This window comes from Deltaproteobacteria bacterium (assembly GCA_003696105.1).
GTDB lineage: Bacteria > Myxococcota_A > Polyangia > Haliangiales > J016 > J016.
Genome location: RFGE01000088.1, coordinates 1 through 21,304 on the forward strand (window position 1 = coordinate 1; position 21,304 = coordinate 21,304).

Below are 21,304 nucleotides of genomic sequence, written 5' to 3' on the forward strand. Positions count from 1 at the left end.
CACGCGCATGGACGACCCGATCGGCGACGCGGTCGGCAACGCGGTCGAGATCGCCGAGTCGGTCGACGTGCTGCGCGGGGGCGGGCCGGCCGACACCCGCGCGCTGACCGTCGCGCTCGGCGCCGAAATGCTCGCGCTCGCCGGCGTGGTCGCCGACCGCGACGCCGGCGCCGCCCGCATCGAACGCGCGCTCGACGACGGCTCGGCGCTCGACCTGTTCCGCCGCATGGTCGAGGCGCAAGGCGGCGATCCGCGCGTGGCCGACGCCCCCGCCGAGGTGCTTCCGCGCGCGCGCCACCGCGTCCCCGTACCCGCGCCGCGCGCCGGCTACGTCACCGCGTGCGCCGCCGACGAGATCGGCATGGCGGCGCTCGTGCTCGGCGCCGGTCGCCGCCGCAAGGAAGACGCGGTGGACCCGGCCGTCGGCGTCGTCATGGCCGTGTCCGTCGGCGACCGGGTCGACGCCGGCGCGCCGCTCGCGCACCTGCTTCACAACGGGACCGGCGCCGAAGAAGCCGCGCGCCGCGTCGCGGCCGCGTGCACGATCGGCGACGAACCGCCCGGCGACCGCCCGCTCGTCCTCGAGGTGCTCCGATGACCGACGACCTGTTCGAGCGGCTCGAGCGGGCCGCGGCCGCCATCGCGCAGCGCGCGCCGGGCGTCGCGCCGCGCGTCGGCTTGATCCTCGGCAGCGGGCTCGGCAGCTTCGCCGACCGCCTCGACGACGCCGTCGCCATCCCGTACGGCGACATTCCGCGGTTCCCGACGTCGAGCGTGGAGGGGCATGCCGGCGCGCTCGTCCTCGGTCGCTTCGACGGCGTGCCCTGCGTCGCCATGAAGGGGCGCGTCCACTACTACGAGGGATACGATTTGCGGGACGTGGCCTTTCCGGCGCGCGTGCTCGTGCGGCTCGGTGCGCGAACGTTGATCGTCACCAACGCCGCGGGCGGCATCCGGGACGACCTGGAGCCGGGCACGCTGATGCTGATCCGCGATCACATCAACCTGTTCGGCGCCAACCCGCTGCGCGGCCCCAACGATCCGCGCATCGGCCCGCGGTTTCCCGACATGACGACCGCCTACGACGCCGAGTTGCGCGAACTCGCGCGCCGCGCCGCCGGCGACGCCATCGCCCTCGCCGAGGGCGTCTACGCGGGGCTCCCCGGCCCCAGCTACGAGACGCCGGCCGAGGTGCAGATGCTCGCGCGGCTCGGCGCCGACGCGGCCGGCATGTCCACGGTGCCGGAAGTGATCGCGGCCCGTCACATGGGCGCGCGGGTGCTCGGCATCTCGTGCATCACCAACAAGGCTGCAGGCCTGGGCAACGCGACGCTCAGCCACGACGAAGTGACCGAGACCGCCGCGCGCGTGCGGTCCGCGTTCGAACGACTGCTCGGCGATATCCTGCGAGCGCTCGGGAGGATGGCATGACGGACGACGAACTGGCTGCCGAATTGATCGAGCGGGCGCGCGCGGCGAGCGAGCGCGCCTACGCGCCCTACTCCAACTATTTCGTCGGCTGTGCCGTTTGGGCAGGCGGCGCGATCTACCACGGCGCCAACGTGGAGAACGTGTCGTTCGGTGCCGTCCTGTGCGCCGAGCGCGCGGCGATCGCGGCGGCGGTGATCGACGGCGCGCGGCAGATCGACGTGCTCGCGCTGTTCACGCACAGTTCGCCGCCCGCGGCGCCGTGCGGTCTGTGCCGCCAGACGCTGCAGGAGTTTGCGCCCGACCCGCACCGCGTGCGCGTGCTGATGGCCAACGCGGCCGGGGAGCGCGAGGAGACGACGCTGGCCGAGCTTCTGCCCCGCGGCTTCCGCCGCGCCGACCTCGAGGGCGGACGGCGGTAACGCGCGCGGCGACCATGCCGGAGATCATCTTTCGCGGCGGCGTGATCGTCACGGTCGACCCGCAGTCGACCGTGACCGACGGCGACGTCGTGTGCCGCGACGGAGTGATCGTCCAGGTCGGCGGCCAGGCCATGCCGAGCCGCGACGACTACGAGATCCTCGATTGTGACGGCTGCATCGTCATGCCGGGGCTCGTGCAGTCGCACGTCCACATGTGCCAGACGCTCGCCCGCGGCCGCGCCGACGACCTCGAGCTGCTCGACTGGTTGCGCGCGGTGGTGTGGCCCTATGAGGCCGCGCTGTCGGAACGGGACATGGCGGCCGCGGCGCGGCTCGCATGTGCCGAACTGTTGCGCGGCGGCACGACTGCCGTTCTCGACATGGGCACGGTGCGCCACACGGACGTTCTGTTCGAGGTCGCCCGCGACGCCGGCCTGCGCGCGACGATCGGCAAGGCGATGATGGACGCGACCGACGCCGGCCATCCGCGGGGGCTCACCGAATCGACGGCCGAGTCGCTCGCCGAGTCGACGCGCCTTTGCCAACAGTGGCACGGCGCGGCCGGCGGCCGACTCCGCTACGCGTTCGCGCCCCGATTCGCGCTGTCGTGTACCGACGCGCTGTTGCGCGAAGTCGCGGTCGCGGCCCGCCAGTTCGGCGCGCGCATTCACACCCACTCGAGCGAAAACCGCGCCGAAATCGACCTCGTGCGGACGACGCGCGGCGCCGACAACGTCGTGTACCTGCGCGACACCGGGCTGTGCGGCCCGGACGTCGGGCTCGCCCACTGCGTGTGGCTCACCGACGAGGAACGCGAAGTGCTGCGCGCCACCGGCACCCACGTGCTGCACTGCCCGTCGTCCAACCTCAAGCTCGCCTCGGGGATCGCACACGTCCCGGAGATGATCGACGACGGCATCGCCGTGAGCCTCGGCGCCGACGGTGCGCCGTGCAACAACAACCTCGACGGCTTCGTCGAGATGCGCCTCGCCGCGCTCATACACAAGCCGCGCGTCGGCCCGCGCGCCATGCGCGCGGCGCAGGTCGTGCGCATGGCCACGATGGGCGGCGCCCGCGCCCTCGGCCTCGACCACGCGATCGGCTCGCTCGAGGTCAACAAGCGAGCCGACGTCATCGCGGTGGATGCGACCGGTGCCCACGTCGCGCCGACGGACAACCCCTACTCGGCTCTCGTGTACGCGTGTCGGTCCACCGACGTGCGGCACGTCGTCGTCGACGGCGCCATCGTCGTGCGCGACCGCGAGTTGCTCACGCTCGATGCCGAGCGCACCGCCGCAGAGGCGCGCGAACGCGCCCGCGCCCTGTTCGGGCGCCTCGAATAGCCCGGCGGCTCGACGACGACTGCCGACCGGCGGCGCCACGTTCCGGCGCGCGCAGCTCCGGCACCGGGAAGCGATCCGTCACTTCGCGCACGCCGAACCGACGCACGGAAGCTCGAAGCTCCCATCGATGACCACGTCGACGGGCGCGCCCTTTGGTTTGACGGTGGCCGGGATGTGAAACGTCCCGGCGATTCGGGTGCCATCGAAGCGCGTGATCGAAAACGACTCCTTCCCGCGCGAGCGAATGCGCACTCCCCGATACCGCGACACCGTACGCGAAATCTGGCCCGGCTCGTCCGCATTCTCGGCCATCTCGTACGTCTTGGGTCCGTATGGAAACAACTCCGGCGGCGTCCCTTTCGCCAGGATGAAGTTGACGTAGAACCCTTCGCCGGCGATCGGGTCACCACAGTTCAACAGCAGTGCCGCCATCGCGTCCTCGCCCTGCCAGTACACGGTGCTGATGGACATCGACCCCGCGCCAGGAATGCGAATCGCGTCGTCGAGGCCGCCGCTCACCTTGATTTCGCAGTAGCCGCGCTCCGCGAAGTCCTTGTCCGTGTACTGGCGCCGCACCGGCGCCTCCACCCTGGGCAAGACGGCCTTCGCGAGCGCCAACGCGGGGCCTTCCGGCAAGGGCGCGCCCCCGAGCCATTGCACGCTGACGACGGCGCCGTCGCCGCGCCAGGCAGACAGCCACCAATCGTCCAGGACCTCCGCGCGTACCCCGGCGCCGTCGATCGGGCGCACCGCCGATTTGGCCCCATCGTAGTCCGGGCCCATCCCGAGGTGGATGGTGAGGGACGGGTCTCCCTTCCCCTCGACCGCATACGTGCAGTGGTGGGCCGTGTCGTCGTCGATCTTCACCCGCGGGTTCGCGAAGCCGGCGGCCCGAACGAGCGGAAGATACCGGGCGCAGCCTCCCGGCCGCGCGCCCGTCGGCTTCGGCGGCGCTTCGGGGTCGGCGACCGGCGCCCTCTGGTCTCCGCGCTCGCCCGGGTCGCCGCGGGAGCAAGCCGCGACGACCACCCACGCGATCACCCCGAACGCGCCGCGGACCGCCATGCATTCGCAACGTAGCACGTCGTCGCGCGACGGCCAACGCTCGCCGCGGCGGCGGCCGCCCGAGCGAGAATGGACCGAATGGTCGACGGTCGCGGCCGGCGATCGGCGCCCCGCGCATTTACGGTCGCGCACACGAGAAGGCCGTCTGCTCGCGCTCCCGCGCGCTCAATCGAACGTGAGCAAGTACGCGACCCGCGGATCGACGGCCGCCCGTTGCCGGGACAAACCGACCCGCGCGCTCAATCGATCGTGAGCAAGTACGCGACCAGGTCGTCGATCTGGTCGCAGGTGAGGTGCGAGATGCCGCCGTTGGTGTCCACCTGACCGTTGAACTCGTTAAATGCGTGCTCGCCGTCGCGCTGGCACGGGTGGCCCGGCGTCAAGATCGTCTCGCGAATCGTACGCGCGCGGCCATCGTGGAACAACGCGCCGCGGCGATCCCACAATCCGCGCAGACTGTTCGCATTGAAAAAGCCGTCGCGCGCGTTTTCGAGGAACTTGATCGACACGTCCGGGTCGAGTTCCCGGCGCGGATAGTCGTAGCGACCCAGCGTCGTGATTCCCTCGAACAGTTCGTCGCTCGCGAACGTCGGCGCCGGGTGGCACGCCGCACAGCCCACATCCGGCCGCTCGAACAACGCCTTGCCCCGTTCGACCTGCGGCGTGTCCTTCGGAAACGGACTCGGCAGCAGCCGCGGCTCGACGACGAGGAACGCGCCGACGTGCCGCACCATCTCGTCGAAGCCGATCTCTCGACCGATCAACTCGCGCGATACGCGCCGGTAGAACTCGTCGCGGCGCGACACCTGGAGCGTATACGACGAGTCGTGGAAGTCCGGCCGGAACGAGATCCCTTCCATCTCGAGGTTGAAGTCCATCTCGTCGAACACACCCTCGACGAGCAGCGGCTTGGTTTCGGCGAGGTTTCGCATCGGCAAGGTGGATCGGCGACCGAACGCGCGCACGATATCAACCCCCCACGTCTTGCCGTCGTTTTCGTTGTTCGGGTGGCAGTGAGTGCACGATTGGTCGCCATCGGTCGAAAACTTCGCCGTGCTGAAGAACAGCTCGCCGATCTCCGCGCTCGTGGCCGGAAACGGCGGATTCACCTCGCCCACGGCGACGTCGACGCGTTCGCCCGACGACAGGTCGACGATCGACAGCGTCTCGCCAAGCCGGTTGGCCACCGCGGCTACCGCGCCGTTGGCGTCGACCGCGACCTCCTGCGGCGCAAAGCCGACGTCCCACGCCCGCGGCATGGTCATCGCCGGCGGCGATCCGCCGTCGATGCTCAACTCCACCAGCTCGTTGCTCGCCGACATCGTCACGTAGGCGCGCGTCGGACTGACCACCGCGATCGTGTGCGGCAGCGCTCCCCGCACCTTCATCAGCGCCGGGTCGTGATCGCCCTCGCGGTCCGCCTCCGACACCTCGGCCGTATCCGACGTATACCGGATCGCAATGGTGTCGTCGGCCGGATCGATGAATGCGATCTCGTTCTGAATGTCGGCAAAGCCGCGACTGCAGGTGCGGTCGGTGACCATCGGGAAGATGCCGTCGCCCTGCGTGCCCACGTAGTCGCCGTCGGTCTCACACGGCAGTCCGTTCGTGTCGTTGAGCGTGGTCGCAACGATCCAGTTGCCCATCGCCGCCAGGTCGAACACCGGCGCGTTGAAGAACACGAACGCCAGTTCGCGCAGCGTGGCCGCGTCGTACACGCGCACGCCGAGGCCGCCGGCGTCGGCGACGTAGACCTTGCCGCCGTCCGGCGACAGCGCGATCGCCTCCGGGTTGACGCCGGCCGGCGCCGACGCCACCCGCTCACCCGTCAGGCTGTCGCCGATCGCGCCGAGCGTCCATCGCTCGACCTCGTCGGTCGCCCGGTTCGTGATGTACATCGCCGAGCCGTCCGGCGCGAACGCGACGTCCTGCGCGTAATAGCCGACGTCGATGCGCCCCGCGACCGCTTGCGTGTCGAGGTTGATCACGGCCGCGTACCGCGACATCTGCGACAACACCAGCGCGTGGCGTTCGTCGGGGGTGAGGCGGACGGCCACCGGCGACGAGCCCACATCGATCCGCGCAGCGACCGAGCGCGCCGGCACGTCCACGAGGGCGACCTCGTAGCCCGGCTCGAGTTCCGTGCCGCGCAGCGTGACCAGCGCAGTGCGCCCGTCCGACGTCATCGCCACGGAAAACGGTTGCTTGCGCAGCGGCTGCGGCGGAGCGTCCGGATTGCGCTCGCCGACGGGCGCCAGATTCGCCCAGTCGCCGCCGACCGGCGCCGTGGGCGGTGCCTCCTGTGCACACGCCGCGACCGCGAGTGCGAGTAGTCCCAGCGTCCCAAGTCGCATACGCACCTCAGTAGCTCGGTAGCTCCGGTTTGGTCTTCGGGCCGATGCCGCGGTATGCGGCGCCCAGGTCCATCCACCGCATGAGCGTCGCCAACTCGGTGAGCGACATCTGTCCCGCCCCCGGGCAGCCCGTCGAGTCGTACGCGCGCGGCGCGTCCAGATCGCGCCCCAACAGGACCTCGGCCAGGTAGCTGCGGCGCGCCGACGAACTCATCGGGTCGACGTAGGCAAAGCCGTTGGCGGAGTCGGCGCCCGGAGCGGTGAGCGCCTCGTACGCGCCGGAGAACTCGACGCCGGGCCGATCGGTGAGATCGGGAGCGACCGTTCCGTCGTGACACCCGGCCGTCGCGCACCGAGCCGTGAGGATCGGCTGGACGTCGCGCGCAAAGTCGACCTCCAGCCGCTCGTCGGGTTCGAGCCCGTACGGAACGGGCGGCTTGTCCGTGCGCGTCGCGGCGTCGTAGTTGGCGACAACGCGCGACGCCTGCGTCAACACATCGGGGGTGGTCACCGTGTCGCCCGGCTCGCCGCTCTTGGAGCCGTGGCACGCCCCGCACCGCGTGTTCCACACCTCCCGCCGCGTGACCTGCTTGAGGTGCTCACCCGGCAGCACGAAGAACCACTGGTTGAAGGTCGCCGTCGCCATGCGCATGTCGTCGAGCGTCTGAATGAAGAACGGCACGCCCGCCGGCAGCTCGACGTACACGGAGCGATCCGTCGTCGCCGGAAACTCCGCCAGAACCCGGCGCATGCCGCGGGCGGCGCGGCCGACCGCCGTCCCGTCGGGCGCGATCTCCTCCACCAGCCGGACGTAGCGGATCTTACTCGCCATCTCGTCGAACGGCTTGCCGCGCGACGGGCTGTCCTCCGCGGCGACGGTCATCGCCACCGCGAGGTCGAAGTTCAGCAGCGTGCCGTGGTCGACGTCGTTCGACAGGTGCTCGAGCGGATCGCCGATCTCCTCGCGCCGCCGCACCATCACCGGGCGCGGATCCATCTCGACCTTGCCGGGGATGTCGGCGAGGACTTCCTTGCGGACGACGACCGTCCGGTTGCCCTTGAGTTCGCGCAGTTCGAGCCGATAGATCGCCGTGTCGGGCGTCGCGGTCGGATCGGTCAGGTCGATCGTGTCGGGCGAGTGCGCGACCACGATGCGACCGTCCGGCAGCGCATACGGGTCGCGGTAGTATCCGTCCGGCGATACGCCGGTGTGCTCGACGACGTCGCCGACCGCCCCGAGTTTTTGCAGCGGATCGACGTAGTTGACCACCGACGGCTCGCCGCCGTCCTTGATGATCGGCCCGAGGTTGCGGTCGATGAGCGCCAGAGCACCGCCTTCCCACACGACCGCCTCGTCGGACAGGATGAGCGGCTCGCGCAGATCGGGGAATTGCGTCATCGACGTGAAGATCTGGTAGTTCGGATTCTGGGTGCCGAAGTGCGGGTGGTAGTCGGCGCGGAAGTCCGGCGGTACCCGCATCAGCGGCGCAAACATGCGGTCGCCCACCTTGCGCGTCGCCGTAAACGTCAAGTCGAGCGTCCGGTTTTCGATCGCCTGCTTGCCCTTGGCCGGAAAACGCCGCCACGCCGGCGAAATCTCGTTGCCCGCCGACATCGTCATTCTCAACAGCTCGCCCGACGCCGGATCGATTCGCCAGATGTTCGACAGCGGATAGTCCCCGTTGGCGGCCCACTGGCCGGCGCGCGTCGACACGAAATAGATGCGATCGTCCGGCCCCCACAGCGGCTCGACGTTGGACACCTTGATCCCGTTGGGCAAGGTGCCCGTGTCGAACGTGAGCTGCTGCAGGTTGCTGCCGTCGAGGTTCATCACGTACAGGTTGAGGCAGTCCTCCTCCGACCGGCGCATCGCAAACGCGATCCGCGTGCCGTCGTAGCTCACGGCCGGATCGCGGATGTCCGCCGGCCCGGTATGGTGCGCGGCGGTGAGGTTCGTGAGCTGCCCGCCCGGCTCCGGCGGCGACAGCAGATAGATGTCGCCGCCCGGTTGCCAGACGGACAGATCGAACCACCGGCGCGGCGTCGGATCCGTCGACGCAAACACGATGCCCGTGACGACGCCGGTCCCGTCGGCGCCGACCGCGGTGCGCGCGTCGGTGACGAAATCGAGGATCTTCTGCAGTTTTTCGTCTCTGGCAGCCGGGTTGAAGAAGTCGTTGCCGCCGCGGTGGAAGATGCCGCCCTGATCCAGCGGGATGGTCTTGCGCACCAGCCGCGACATCATCGGGTCGGGCGTCTCCAAGTTGAGATGGGTGATCACCTTCTTGTAGTTGGCCAGCGACGCCGCGTTGTCGAACCGACCGACCACGCCCGGGTCGAAGATCAACAGATTGGACGCGCTCGCGCCGTGACAGCTCGACAGCATGCAGCGCTTCTCGGCCAGGATCGGCTCGATCTCGTCGCGGTATCGTTGTGCGAGCGGCGACAGCGGCACATCCTCGAGCGGCGCCGCGACCCGCGCCCAGTGCATCAGCTTCTGCAGGCGCTCGTCGGACATCGTCCGGTATTGGCTGCCGCCGCGGTGCGCCTGGCCGCCGAGCGCCTCGTCGAGCGGCTTGCGCACCAGCGGGGAAAACTCCGGCCCCGCGGCCGACAGTTTCTCGACCGCACGCGCGTATGCTTTCTCGAGGCGCTCGGAGCCGGTAATCCGCCCGTCTTCGTCGACGGGAAACACGAACCAACTCGGATCCAGCTCGTCGTAGCGATCGCCCTCGGCCGCGTGACACGCGTTCGTGCCGCAATCCTGCTCGAAGATCGGAGCGATCTCCGTCGCAAACATCGACTTGTCCTCGCCGCCCCCGCCCAACTGGCTACCGTCGACGCAGGCCGCGGCGAGCCACCCGGCGGTCACGCCCAAGACCAACGCTCGCGACGACACGGTTACCACCTCCCCTCGTTGTCCGCGTTCTCGGGGCAGTCGTAGCGGATCGGCGCGTACACGTCGTCCTCCGGTCGCATACAGTTGATCCAGCTCATCACCGCGTACATCTCGTCCGGCGTGAGGTAGCGATTGAGTTCCGTCGGGTTGTCGGCGTTGTCGTTCAGTGGCATGCGGATGCGCGTCGTCTCCGCGCCGAGCAGGCGGCGCACGAGATAGCTGGCGCGCGCATCGCCCGGCCGCACGAGCACGCCGCTGCCATCCCCGAACACGCCGTTTTGGTTCTCGTCCCCCTGGCGCACGGCGACCGGGTCGGGGATCGCGTCGGCGTCGGTCACGCGCAGCGTCGTGCTGCCGGCGGTGAGTTGCAGGCCGCCGCCGCCGCCGAGCGCCGCGACCGGCGCACCGTCGCGCAGGATGCGAAACTGGGCGTCCGTTTGTCCCGCGGGCGGCGCCGTCTGCACTCGCACTTCATAGTGCTGGAACGCGCCGTCGGCGTCGGTGACGAGTGTGATGGAGCCGATGCGCGTTCGCCAGCCGGCGTTCGCCCCGTCGGTGACCTCGATCTCGTCTCCGAGCGCCTCGCAAAAATCCTCGACGGTGTTGCGCTCGCCGACGCCGAGATTGCACGGCAGGTAGCGCAAATTCCACAGATTGCCCTCGGTGTGCAGATCCGGGTAGTCCTCGTTCGAGTGACACTCGTTCGTCTCGGCCGCACACCCCGGCGCAAACACGTATCGCATCAGATCGGTCGTCGTCTGGAACCGCGCTTGCGCGCGCGCCTTGTCGAGTTCGTCGTAGACCGGCTGCGCGTCGGGTGTGTCGACGGCACCGGCGTCCGCGCCCGGGACCGCCGGCTCGTCGGGGTCGAACGCCCCGGTACACGCGGCGAGGACGATGGCCGACAACGCGACCCCGGCGACGGTGCGAGTCATGCCAACAAGTCCTCCGTGATCGGCCGGATGCCCGGGAAATAGGTGTCGGTCGGGACGCCCATCAAGTCGAGCACCGTCGCCAGCACCTGCCGCGTCTCGTAGACCGGCGACGCCCCGACGGGGGAGCCGTCGCCGCCGACCTCGCCGAGGAACGCGCCGCCGGGCAACCCGCCGCCGATGATCGGGATGCACTGCATCGCGGTCTTGTCCTCGCCGGTTCGGTGGTCCGACCCCTGATTGCCGTTGAAGCCGGTGCCGACCGCCCAGTTGCCTCGGTTGAAATCGGTGAGCACCGTGATGACCGTCGTGTCGAGCAGCGTGAGCCCGTTCGCGTACGGATCGGGGATGCGACCGAGATGGTCGATCAGGCCGGCGATCGCCTGGCCGAGGGCGAACGCGCGCGGCGGCAACCCGTCGTCCTCGTTCGAGTGCAGGTCCCAGTTCTGGCCCGACGAGATCGTGATCCCCGCGCACCCGAGCTGCCGCAGCCTCACGGCGAGCATCGCCTTCGCGCCGAGGTCGTTGCCGCCGCCATTGTTGTTGACGCCGAACGACGCGCGCAGCGCTCCGTTGCTCACGTTCGTGCCATCGACGTAGCGCCCCATCGACGCGTTCGTGCGGATGTCGAGCGCATCGTTGTTGAGCTGCTGCGCGATATCGACCGCTTTGCGCTGGAAGAACGGAATATCCTCCGGCTCCTTGTACTTCGTGCCGCGGTGGAACCGATCGGACAGCGTGTAGCGCAGTCGCTCGAGGCGAGCGGTCTCGTTGTCGGAAACCGCCGTCGACACGAGCGCCGACGTGATGTCCTGCACGTTGAGCGGCGACGAGATCTTGATCGGCGAGAACGTGCTCGAGATCTCGGAGCCGACGATCGTCGTCGGCGTGTCGTTGCCGATGTTCACGCACGGGATGTCGCGGAACGCGAACGACGCGTTGACCAGCGTGAGGATCCCCGGCTTGTTTTCCTGCGGCTCGTAGCCTGTGCACGCGACCGTCCGGCCCGTGCCGTGGTTGCCGGTCCGGTTGTGATGTTGACAGGTCGATACGAAGTTGAGCTTCGCGTTGATGTCCGGGTTGTCGAGCCCGGTGCCCTGCATCACCGCCGACAGCGGCACCGGCAGTCCGCTGATCTGACCGAACGGATTCGTGCCGCTGCCGACGGTGCCGTTGAACACCGCTTGCGTACGCGCGCCGCCGTTGAGCACGAAGAAAATGGCACCCGTCGACAGTGGCGATTGGACGATTGGAGCGGCGGACACCTTACGGCGCTTCCACACCCACGGCGCCCCGAGCGCCACGGCGGCGCCCGCGCCCAACCCGAGGAATCCTCTACGTGTCAGTCCCTTGGTCATCGCACACCTCAGTCCGTGCAAAGTGCGTCGCGGCAGTCGTTTGCGCGCGCTCAGTAAAACAAGAATCGGTTCGTCGTCAGCAGTGCCCGGCAGTGGCCGCGGCCCGCGCTTTCGATCGGAGAGACGTCATCGAACTCCGGATCGGCGAGGTGACTTTCGAAGTACGCGATCGATTCTTCGAGATCGGAGGTCGACGGCGCCGCGCCGAACGCTGCGCGGTACTGGTGGTTGATGATGTCGATGGGTTGAACGCTGGCGTCCGGAGGCGCGTTGCCGGGGAACATGGCGAACGCCGCGCGGTCGTAACACGCCTCGGCCACCGCCTTCTCGAGTTCGAGCACGTAGGCCGTGCCGACGAACGACGTGCGCCCCAGCGGTATCCGGTGTTCCATGCATCCGCCGAGCAGTCGGCAGTGCGGGTAGAACGTACCGTTCGCATTTCCCGTGTTCACGAACGCCTGCGAACCGGGGTCGGGCGCCGTGTAATCCCAGCTGCCGAAGTCGTGGCCCGTGATCCGCTCGATCGAGTACAGGATCGATTCGCCGTACATCAGCTTCATCGGGCCGTAGTAGAACAACAACGTCCGGTCACTTCCGTCGCCGCCGGGGTCGGGGTCTCCCCAGTCGTCGTCGTCGTCTCCGCCCCCGTGGCTGGTGACGAACCCGTTGCACGCCGCGAGCGCCGCCAGGGCGACCAGTAGCATGGATTTGAAGGTTGTCATCGGAACATCATCTCCTGCGTGTAGGCCGGCGAGGTCGTGATCTCGCGAATGAGCCAGTTGACGTCGTAGTTGTGCTCAATGAACCCCTTCGCCAGAGCGCGGCGCAGATCCGGGAAGTCGACTCCCGGCATGTTCTGGCCGATGAATCGGTACCAGTAGTGGTCCACCGTCGCCTCGGCGAACAGAGGCGACGACACGATCATTTCGATCGCGTCCTCGGGGGTCGCGCCGACGGACGACCAGAGCTGCGCGCTGCACACGATTCCGGGCCGCTCGCAGTTCGCCGGGTCGTAGTCGTAGACGTGGTAGTCGGGGTTGGTCTCGGCCTGCGACGCGGGAATGTTCGGATTGCGCAGCTGCCAGCCGTTCCACATGTTGCCCGCCGGCACCTCGCTCGCGAACGAATCGCGGCCGAGAAACAGGAAGAACGCGGCGTTCGCGCGGTCGGCCGCCGACGGAAACCGATTGAGGAACATCTGCGACTGCAACGCCCAGCGAACGAACTCCTGATAGCTCCAGCCTTCGGCGTAGACCCGGCGCAGCTGATCGCGGAACTCGAGGATGTGCGCGCGCTGCGAAAACTGCGTCGAGTTGCTAAACAGGAAGTGATCGGCGTCCTTGAGTAGATTGACCCACACGTAGGGGATCTCGCCCCCGGTGTGGTCCATCGGCCCCTTGGCCGCGAAGTAGTCGAACATCTCCGCCGGCGACATCGACGCGGTCGCTTCGATGTCCTCCGGCGTGGGAACGACGCCGGTGAGGTCGATTGAATACCGGCGGGCGAGTTGCTCCGGCGGCGCGAGCTGGACGTCCGCGCCGCGCTCGGCGAGGTAGGCGCGAATCAACTCCTCGATCGAGGAGCCTTCGACGGTGAGGGCGGGCCCGGCGATCCCGACCGCGAACGCGATGATGAGCCACTGACGTCGACGCATGATTGCCTCCGCCCCGAACGAGAGCGAATCACGTGCCAGCGGCAACTGGTGGAAACCGCGTCGCGCCTGGCGACTCGTGACGCCAGCACGCAACCGAGGTTGGGGGCCGAAGGTCGGCTGCGTTGGCCCCGCGGGCGAACGGAGGCCGACACGCGAGCGACGTATCGCGGTGTTGTCGGCCGCGCTCCGGTGGCCGTTGCCGGCACGGCATTCGCATTTCCGCGGCGCATGCGCATTCTGCCGACCACGATCGCGCTCGCCGCAGCGGTCGCGTGCAGCGGCGAGCTCACGCCCATCGACTCCTCCGAGCCCGGCGGCGGCGGCGCCGACGCGGGCGCCGGCGGCGCCGCAGCCATGTATCGTCCGGACATCCAGCGCGACCTCGAAGCGATGGGCTGCACGAGCGAGGCGTGTCACGGCGGCGGCAGCGTCCCGATGCCGGTGACCGCGGCGCCGGCGACCGACGACGCGTGGATGGCCAACTACAACCAGGTCAAGGCGCGCGCCGGGACCGCGACCGCCAGCCTGCTCATCGACAAGGCGACCGGCGCCGGCGGACACATCGCCGCCGTGCAGCCCGGCGACCCGATGCTCGATCGGTGGACCGAATGGATCGAACTCGGCACGCCGTACGAGCGTTCCACCGGCGGTGCCCCGGATGCGGGGACCGGCGCCGCCGACGCCGGCCCTGGGGCCACCGGGGACGCCGCACCGACGTTGACGTGGGAAGCCGACATCGGTCCGCTGATGCGCGCCCGCGGCTGCACCGACTGCCACGGCACGTCGGGGGCGTACTCGCTCGAGAACTACAGCGCCGCGCTCGGATTCGGCACCGACGAGCTGCCCAACGTGATCCCGGGCGACCCGCTGTCGCTGCTCGTCGTGTATTGCGAGCAAGGTCATCACGGCATGCCGTACGACGACGCGCTCAAGGTGCTGAGCTGGGTTGTCGACTTCGAAGCCGCCGAGCGCTGACGACCGGCGCTCGTCGGTCGCGCGGGCGGCCGTCTGCCGCGCCGCGGTCGCGCGCGGGCCGGGCATGGTCGCCGCGCGTCCCGACGCGCCGGTCGGGCAGTCGCCCGCCCGAGCGCCAGGGGGAGTTGGCGCCGATCAAGTGGCGGCACGACGCGGCGCGGTACACGCGGCGCGCGCTGCGCGAGTTGCGGGCGCTTGCCATCCTCGACGACCTCGGCGGCCTGTCGTGGCCGACCGGCAAGCTGCTGTTCGGCGTAGACGCCCCCGGCCCCCGCGACCCCGCCGAGCCGGAGATGTTCCTGTATCTCGACATCGGCGCGGCGACGCGGGGGCTCTTGCGCGAAAAGCGCCGCGCACTGGCCGCCTACCTGCAAGACCTGCGGCGCTCCGGCGCGCGCATCGAAGATCCGATCACGGTCGACGCGCTCGTGCGCCTCGAACCGCGCCTGGCCCGTCTCGCCGAGTTCCCGACGCGGTTGGACTTTTTGCTCGACCACCCGGCCGGCGGCCTCACATGGGTCGGCACGTACGGGCCGATGAGCCGCTTCGACGCGGCGTGCGACGACGGCATCGCGATCGTCGATCGCTACGGCTTCCCGCCGATGATCGTCGCGCGCCCGATGAAGGGCGGCCACTTCGGCGTGCTGCGGTTCATCGAGGTGTTCCGGCGCGACGACCCCGCCGACCGCGAGCGCGTCGCCGCCTGCAACCGCGCGCTGTGCGACGCGCTGCTCGATCACGGGTTCGTCATGTACAAGACGCCGGGCTGGGCAGTCGGCCGCTACCGGCAGCGGCTCGACCCGGGGTTCGCGCGGCTGTTGCGCGAAGTGCGCAACGTACTCGACCCGCACGGCATCCTGAACCCCGGACGGTGGAGTGTGTGACCGCGCCACCCGCGCGCACCGGTGATACGCTGACGCCGTGCCCGCGTGCCCCGAATGCAATACGTCGTATGACGGCGCGGAGGCCGCTTGCCCCCGCTGCGGGACGCCGGCGCCGCCGGCCGAGCCGCGCGATCCACTCGTGGGGCGCACGCTCGCCGGCAAGTACCGAGTCGTATCGGTTCTCGGCGAGGGCGGAATGGGCCGCGTCTACCGAGCCGAGCACGCGACGCTCGGCGTCGACGTGGTGATCAAGACGCTGCACGCGCACATGGCCGCCGACGCCGAGATCGTGCAGCGCTTCTTTCGCGAGGCGCAGTCGGCGTCGCGCCTGCGCCACCCGAACTGCATCGACATTCTCGACTTCGGGGAGTCGGACGGCACGGTGTACATGGCGATGGAGTTTCTGCGCGGCGACAACCTCGCGGACGCCCTGCCGAAGCGGGCCGGTTTCCGCCTCCGCGCGCGGTTCACGTCGCGAGCCAGGTGCTGTCCGTGATCGAGGCGGCGCACCGGCTCGGCATCGTCCACCGCGACCTCAAACCCGAGAACATCATGATCGAGGACCTGCCGACGCAGCGGGACTTCGTCAAGGTGCTCGACTTCGGCATCGCGAAGGTACTCGACCCGATCGGCGGCGCGCGGCTGACGCAGACCGGGGTCGTCGTCGGCACGCCGGCGTACATGGCGCCGGAACAGGCGATGGGACAGCGCGTCGACGAACGCAGCGACCTGTACTCGATCGGCGTGATCTGTTTCGAGCTGTTGTCGGGCCGCCTGCCGTTCGACGCCGACACCCCCGCTGCGTTTCTGGCGGCCCACGCCTACCAGGAGCCGCCGCCGCTCATCACCGTGCGGCCGGACCTGCCGCCCAAGCTGGCGGCGGCCGTCGACCGCGCGCTCGCCAAGTCCCCGCGCGATCGCTATCAGACCGCCGCCGAGATGCAGCGCGCCCTCGAAGACGCCATCGCCGGCGCCCCCGCGACCGCGACCGCGCCGCTGCCCACCGCCACCGCCGCGCTCGCGCCGGCCGCGCCGCGGCTCACCGGGTCGCCGTGCAGCCGGTGTGGCGAGCCGATGCCGCCCGGCGCGAAGTTCTGCCCGGAGTGCGGCGCGACGACCGGCCGCGCGACGCGCGCCCCCACCGCGGACGACGCGCGGTTTGCCGAGCTGCGCCGCGTGCTGCCGTCGACGCTCATCGACGAGATCGTCCAGATGGCGCCCGCCGAGCGCACGGAGCGGCGCGACATCGCGGTGTTGTCCATCGAAGCCGGGGGGCCGGCGCTGTACGACGCGGACCCGGCCGACGCCGAGCGCACGGGCGCCGACCTCGACCGCGCGGTACGCGATGCCGCCGGGCGCCGCGGCGGATTGGTCGCCCAGCGCCAGGACGGCGGCTATACGGTCGCGTTCGGCGTCCGGACCACCGGCGGCGACGACGCCGAGCGCGCCGTGCTCACCGCATTCGACATCCGCGACTGGGTGGCCGACGGCAACCGCACGCGACACGCGCGGCTCGAAGTGTCCGCCGCGGTTCACGTCGGCCCGGCGCGCGTCACGGCGGGGCCGGGAGCCGCGTCGTACACCGCGATCGGCGACACGGTGGCGCTGCCGGCGGCGCTGGCCCGCGCCGTGGAGCCCGGTGCGGTCGTGGTGTCCGACGCGGCGCGGGACCTGGTGCGCGGTGCGATCCGCACGCACGCGCGCGCGGCCGTCCGCGTGCGCGGCCACGCCGGCGCCGTCGGGGTTCACGAGGCGATCGAGCCGCTGGCCGACGCCGATCGAGCGCCCGCGGTGGACGCCGACGCGGCCGGGTTTGTCGCGCTGCCCGACCCGCCGCTCGTCGGCCGTCGCGATCTGATCGCCGCCGTCGGCGCGCGCGCGCGCGACGCGGCTGCCGGCGCCGGCGCATTCGTCCACCTCACCGGTGAGCCGGGCTGCGGCAAGACGCGCGCGCTCACCGAACTCGCGGCGCAGCTCGCGCGCGCCGGCGCGTGCGTCGTGCGCACGACCGCGCGGCCGGGCGCCGACGGCCGCGCGCGCGTCGTCGCCGACGTCGTCGCAGGCGTCGGCGGCACCGAAGGTGGCCTCCGCGCGCTGGGCGTCGACGCCGGCGCGTTGCGAATCCTGACCGCGTGCGTGCGCGGAATAGACGCCACGGAACCGATTCCTGCGGGCGATCGCGCGGGCGCGTTGGCCGCCGCCGTCCGCGACGCGATCGAGCGCCGAGCGCGGCACGGCGTCGTCGCGGTGCTCGTCGACGACGCGCATTGGGCCGACCCGCCGGTCGCGCACTTGCTGGCCGCGTGGGCGGCGGATCCGCCGGCCGGCGCGCTGATCGTGACCGCCGCACGCGATGGACACGCGCTGCCGTGGAGCAACGAGGGCGGGCACGGCACGGTCGTCGCGCCGGCCGGCGTTGCGATCGTGCGCGTCGAACCGCTGACTCCCGACGAGATCGCCGCGATCGCGTCGCACCTGTTGGCGCCGAACGCTCCACCCGCCGCGGTGCGCGCGGTCGCCGAGCGCGCAGGCGGATCGCCGCGCATGGCGATCGACCTGGTCCATCGCCTGATCGAGACCGGCGCACTGCGCGCGCGCGACGGTCGTTGGCATCTGACGGTTGCGCCAGAAACCATATCGCTGCCCGACACGGCCGCCGCGCTATTTGCCGCGCGCATCGACGCTTTGCCCGCATACACGCGCGACGTCCTCGCCTGCGCAGCGGTGTGCGGCGACGACATGCCGGTGGCGATCGTCACGGCGGTCATGGCCGGCGTCCGCGACATCCCGATCGACCGCGACCTCGCCCTGTTGCGCACGCGCGGCCTGCTGCACGACGCCGGTGGTCGCGTCCGCTTCCCGGACGGGCGCATCCGCGACCTCGTGTACGAGCGCCTTCCCGACGGCACGCGCCGCGCGCTCCATCGCGCGATCGCGCGAGCGATCGACGCGTCCCGCGATACCGGTGTGCCGCCCGAGGTCGCCGCGTCGCACTACGCGAAAGCCGGCGACGACGACCTCGCCGTGCAGCGCTACATCGAGGCGCGCGACGCCGCGGCGAGCGCTCCGGCGCGCCGGGCGGCGATCCTGCGCGGGCTCGCCGACGCGGCGCGCGCGGGCCTGTCGGGGCCGAGCGCGCTCGCGCGCAACCGGACGTTGGCCGAGGCCAGCATCGAACTCGGCGAGTTGCTCGTCGACGCCGGAGACTTGGACGCCGCCGCGCGCGCGCTGGCCGAGGGCCTGGCGTGCGCGCAGATGGACGATGCGCCCGACTTGATCGCGCGCGCCAAACGCGGGCGCGGCCGGGCCCGCGTCGCCGCCGGCAAGGTCGACGAGGCGCTGCGCGACCTGCAGTCGGCGGCGCAACTCGCGAGCGGCCTGCGCGACCGGTCGCTCGCCGCGGACATACACATCGATCTGGGCGAAGCGCACGAGCGCCGCGGCGCGCTCGACGAGGCGACCAGGCACTTGCTGCACGCCCTCGAGCTCGCGCAGACCGGCGATGCCGCGGCGCTGCGGCGCGCCGCCCTGCGCGCACTCGCCGCGCTCGGCCGCGTTCGCCTGCGCAGCGGCGATCCGGCCGGCTCGGAGCGGTTCTTGCTTCGGGCGCTCGAACTCGCGCAAGCGGACGGGGAGCACGCGATCGCGGCGCGCGTGCTCGGCAACCTGGCCGCGGTCCACCACGCGCGCGGCGACGCCCGGACGGCGCGGGCACTCGCCGAGCGGTCGCTCGCGATGGCGCGCGACTGCGGCGATCGGATCGGGGTCGCGCGCCAACACGTCAACCTCGCATCGGTGTGCGCCGCGCTCGGCGACGCCGCCGCGGCGCGCCAGCACGCGGAAGACGCCTACGCCGCGGCGCGCGCCGCGGGCTGGCGCGAAGGCATGGCCGCGGCGGCCGCCGCGCGCCGGTGACCCCGCCGGCCCCGCGGCGGGGTATACTGAGGCGGGACGCACGTGAGCGGGGGACTGCAGCGAGGCGCCGCGGCTGCGGCGCGCGACTTGGCTCGACTGCGGCGCGGCGACGGAGCCGATGCCGCCGATGCGGTCGCCCAAGAGCGGATCGCGCTCGCGACCGAGCTATTTCGCACGGCCGACAAGCTCGCACGCGCGCAGCGCACGTACCGCCGCGGCCACCCGATGCTCGAAACGCTGGTCGACGAATGGGTCGCGGCGCTGCACGCGATAACCGACCGGTACGACCGCGTGCGGTTCGCGCTCGGCCCCACGTCGATTGCACTCGACGGATACGACGTGCATCAGACCGACCGGGTCGATGACAACATCTGGTTTCCGCTGTTCGGCGATGGGGTCCGGTCGATGTCGTTCGACGGCGAGTTCGATCGCGCCGGGGCGTTTACGCTGTTCGAGATCCTCGCGCGCGTCGGAGATCGCAAGTCGTTCGAGGCTTTCGCCGACGAGGACGACTCGGTCACCCTGCTGTGGGAGGCGGACATCCCCGGCCTGTCGTTCGTCGCGACGAGCAGCCGCAGCGAGGGTGCCGCCGACGAAGACGACGAGCAGCTCGCTCGCGTGCGCGAGATGATCCGCCTCAGCACGCTCAAGGAGCTGGCCGGCGCGGCGCTCACCGGACGAGCGTACGCCGAGGGCGAGGTCGTCCGGCGGATGCACAAGGTCAACCTGTCGTCGGCCGACATGATGTTTCTGCGCGCGGAAAACCTCGCGGCCCTCGACGAGCTGCCCGCGTCACCGCGCGACGCGCTCGCCGACCTGATGCGCATCGCGCGCGACGACGCGGACGCGATGGCGCGCGCGATCGGCGACGACCCGGCGCTGGCAGACCGGTTCCGCGCGGCGGTGCTCGCGGCTCTCGACGTCGCGCTCGACGCCGGGGACGTGCGCGCCCTGGTGCGCGCGGTCGAGTTGGTGGTGGATGCGCACGCACGGCGCGACCAATGGACGGCGGTCGCCGCGCTCGTCGCCGCGACCGCCGAGTTGCGACGGCGGCGGCGGGCCGAGGGGGTGCCCGATGCGGTCGCAGACGCGCTGAACGCCCCAGTCGTATCGCGGGCGGCTGCGGTCGCCGCGGTCGGCGCGCTCGCAAGCGAGGCCGCCGACCCGGATGCACTCCTCGCCGTGCTCGACGGCATGAGCGACGACGACGCGGGCGCCGCCGCCGAACGAACGGCGGCGATCGCGAACGGAACGCTCAGGCGCCGCGCGATCGGCATCTGCCTGCGCCGCGGTCGCGGTGCCGTCGACGCCGTGGCGGCACAGATTGCCGCGTGGCCGGCGGATGCGGCGCTCGACGCACTGGCGGAACTCGCGGAGTGGGGCGGCGACGGTGCCGTGCGCGCCGCCGAAGCCGCCGGCGATCATGCGGACGGCCGCGTGCGCGCCGAGGCGTTTCGCTGCGCGCTCGCGCTGGCGGCGGAGGGCGAGGCCGCCCGGATGGCGCAGCGCGGCCTGCGCTCGCCGGACGCGAGCGTGCGGCGCGCCGCGTGCGAGCACATCGCCACCGCCCGCCCGCCGGGTTCGGCCCGATGGCTGCGCGAGCGGATCGACGCGCCGGACTTCGCCGGGTCCGAGGCGGTCGAAAAACGGCGGTTGTTCCTCGCGCTGGCCGACGTCGCCGGCCCCGACGATCTCGCGTGGGTGCGCGAGCGACTGAACCAGCGCAACACGCTCCGGCGGCGCGCCGTCGACGAGGAACGCGCCGCGGCGGCGCTCGCGCTCGGGCGCGCGCGGTACGAGCCGGCGCGCGACGACCTCGCGCGGCTCGCGGGCAGCCGGCGCGTGCGCGACGTGGTGCGCGATGCGTGCGCGCGGGCGCTCGAGTGGCTCGATCGCCCGGCCGAGCCGACTTCCGTCGCGGCCGAGCGGCAACGGCGCACGACCGAGTCGCCCGCCGATCCCGCGGTGACCGACCGGCCGGCCGCCGCGCCCACCGCCCGCCTCGATCCCGCCCCCACTCGCCGCGCCGACCCGCCGCCCTCCCCGGCCGCCGCGCCCACCGCCCGCCTCGACCC

15 protein-coding genes are annotated in these 21,304 nt (G+C 71.2%); 8 read left to right on the top strand and 7 right to left on the bottom strand.

Annotated elements, in window-relative coordinates:
- The 4 genes from D6689_05900 to D6689_05915 form a co-directional block, all read left to right on the top strand.
- Positions 1 to 598 (top strand): thymidine phosphorylase (locus D6689_05900; GenBank protein RMH43169.1); only part of this gene is annotated, 598 nt, incomplete at its 5' end.
- A complete protein-coding gene (locus D6689_05905) occupies positions 595 to 1,431 on the top strand; it encodes a purine-nucleoside phosphorylase (GenBank protein RMH43170.1) in 837 nt (278 codons plus the stop codon). The genes D6689_05900 and D6689_05905, both read left to right, overlap by 4 nt.
- A complete protein-coding gene (locus tag D6689_05910; GenBank protein RMH43171.1) occupies positions 1,428 to 1,850 on the top strand; it encodes a cytidine deaminase in 423 nt (140 codons plus the stop codon). The genes D6689_05905 and D6689_05910 overlap by 4 nt, the downstream gene beginning before the upstream one ends.
- 14 nt (positions 1,851 to 1,864) lie before the next feature.
- On the top strand, positions 1,865 to 3,193 hold the full coding sequence (locus D6689_05915) for a 5'-deoxyadenosine deaminase (GenBank protein ID RMH43172.1): 1,329 nt from the start codon (positions 1,865 to 1,867) through the stop codon (positions 3,191 to 3,193).
- A 78-nt stretch (positions 3,194 to 3,271) separates the two neighbouring features.
- Here D6689_05915 and D6689_05920 read toward each other — a convergent pair whose 3' ends face one another.
- From D6689_05920 to D6689_05950, 7 genes are all read right to left on the bottom strand, one after another.
- Positions 3,272 to 4,258: a hypothetical protein gene (locus D6689_05920; protein RMH43173.1), complete on the bottom strand. Its 987-nt coding sequence runs from the start codon at positions 4,256 to 4,258 to the stop codon at positions 3,272 to 3,274.
- A 239-nt stretch (positions 4,259 to 4,497) separates the two neighbouring features.
- A complete protein-coding gene (locus D6689_05925) occupies positions 4,498 to 6,612 on the bottom strand; it encodes a hypothetical protein (protein RMH43174.1) in 2,115 nt (704 codons plus the stop codon).
- Between the two features lie 7 nt (positions 6,613 to 6,619).
- Entirely contained in the window at positions 6,620 to 9,484 is a 2,865-nt protein-coding gene (locus D6689_05930; protein RMH43175.1) for a hypothetical protein, read from the bottom strand.
- Positions 9,485 to 9,513: 29 nt separating this feature from the next.
- Positions 9,514 to 10,446, bottom strand: coding sequence for a hypothetical protein (locus tag D6689_05935; protein ID RMH43176.1), 933 nt, complete (start codon positions 10,444 to 10,446; stop codon positions 9,514 to 9,516).
- Positions 10,443 to 11,801: a DUF1501 domain-containing protein gene (locus tag D6689_05940; GenBank protein RMH43177.1), complete on the bottom strand. Its 1,359-nt coding sequence runs from the start codon at positions 11,799 to 11,801 to the stop codon at positions 10,443 to 10,445. Before D6689_05940 ends, D6689_05935 begins: the two co-directional genes overlap by 4 nt.
- Positions 11,802 to 11,851: 50 nt before the next feature.
- The gene (locus tag D6689_05945) at positions 11,852 to 12,505 is read right to left on the bottom strand and encodes a hypothetical protein (protein ID RMH43178.1); all 654 of its coding nucleotides are present in this window, start codon (positions 12,503 to 12,505) and stop codon (positions 11,852 to 11,854) included.
- Between the two features lie 14 nt (positions 12,506 to 12,519).
- Positions 12,520 to 13,455, bottom strand: a complete 936-nt coding sequence (locus D6689_05950; GenBank protein RMH43179.1) for a DUF1549 domain-containing protein — start codon at positions 13,453 to 13,455, stop codon at positions 12,520 to 12,522.
- Between the two features lie 189 nt (positions 13,456 to 13,644).
- Between D6689_05950 and D6689_05955 the strand changes: the two genes are divergently transcribed.
- From D6689_05955 to D6689_05970, 4 genes are all read left to right on the top strand, one after another.
- On the top strand, positions 13,645 to 14,430 hold the full coding sequence (locus D6689_05955) for a hypothetical protein (GenBank protein ID RMH43180.1): 786 nt from the start codon (positions 13,645 to 13,647) through the stop codon (positions 14,428 to 14,430).
- Positions 14,431 to 14,555: 125 nt separating this feature from the next.
- Entirely contained in the window at positions 14,556 to 15,314 is a 759-nt protein-coding gene (locus D6689_05960; GenBank protein RMH43181.1) for an FAD-binding oxidoreductase, read from the top strand.
- A gap of 87 nt (positions 15,315 to 15,401) precedes the next feature.
- On the top strand, positions 15,402 to 19,229 hold the full coding sequence (locus D6689_05965; protein RMH43182.1) for a hypothetical protein: 3,828 nt from the start codon (positions 15,402 to 15,404) through the stop codon (positions 19,227 to 19,229).
- A gap of 42 nt (positions 19,230 to 19,271) precedes the next feature.
- On the top strand, positions 19,272 to 21,304 hold a 2,033-nt coding region (locus tag D6689_05970), incomplete at its 3' end, for a hypothetical protein (protein ID RMH43183.1).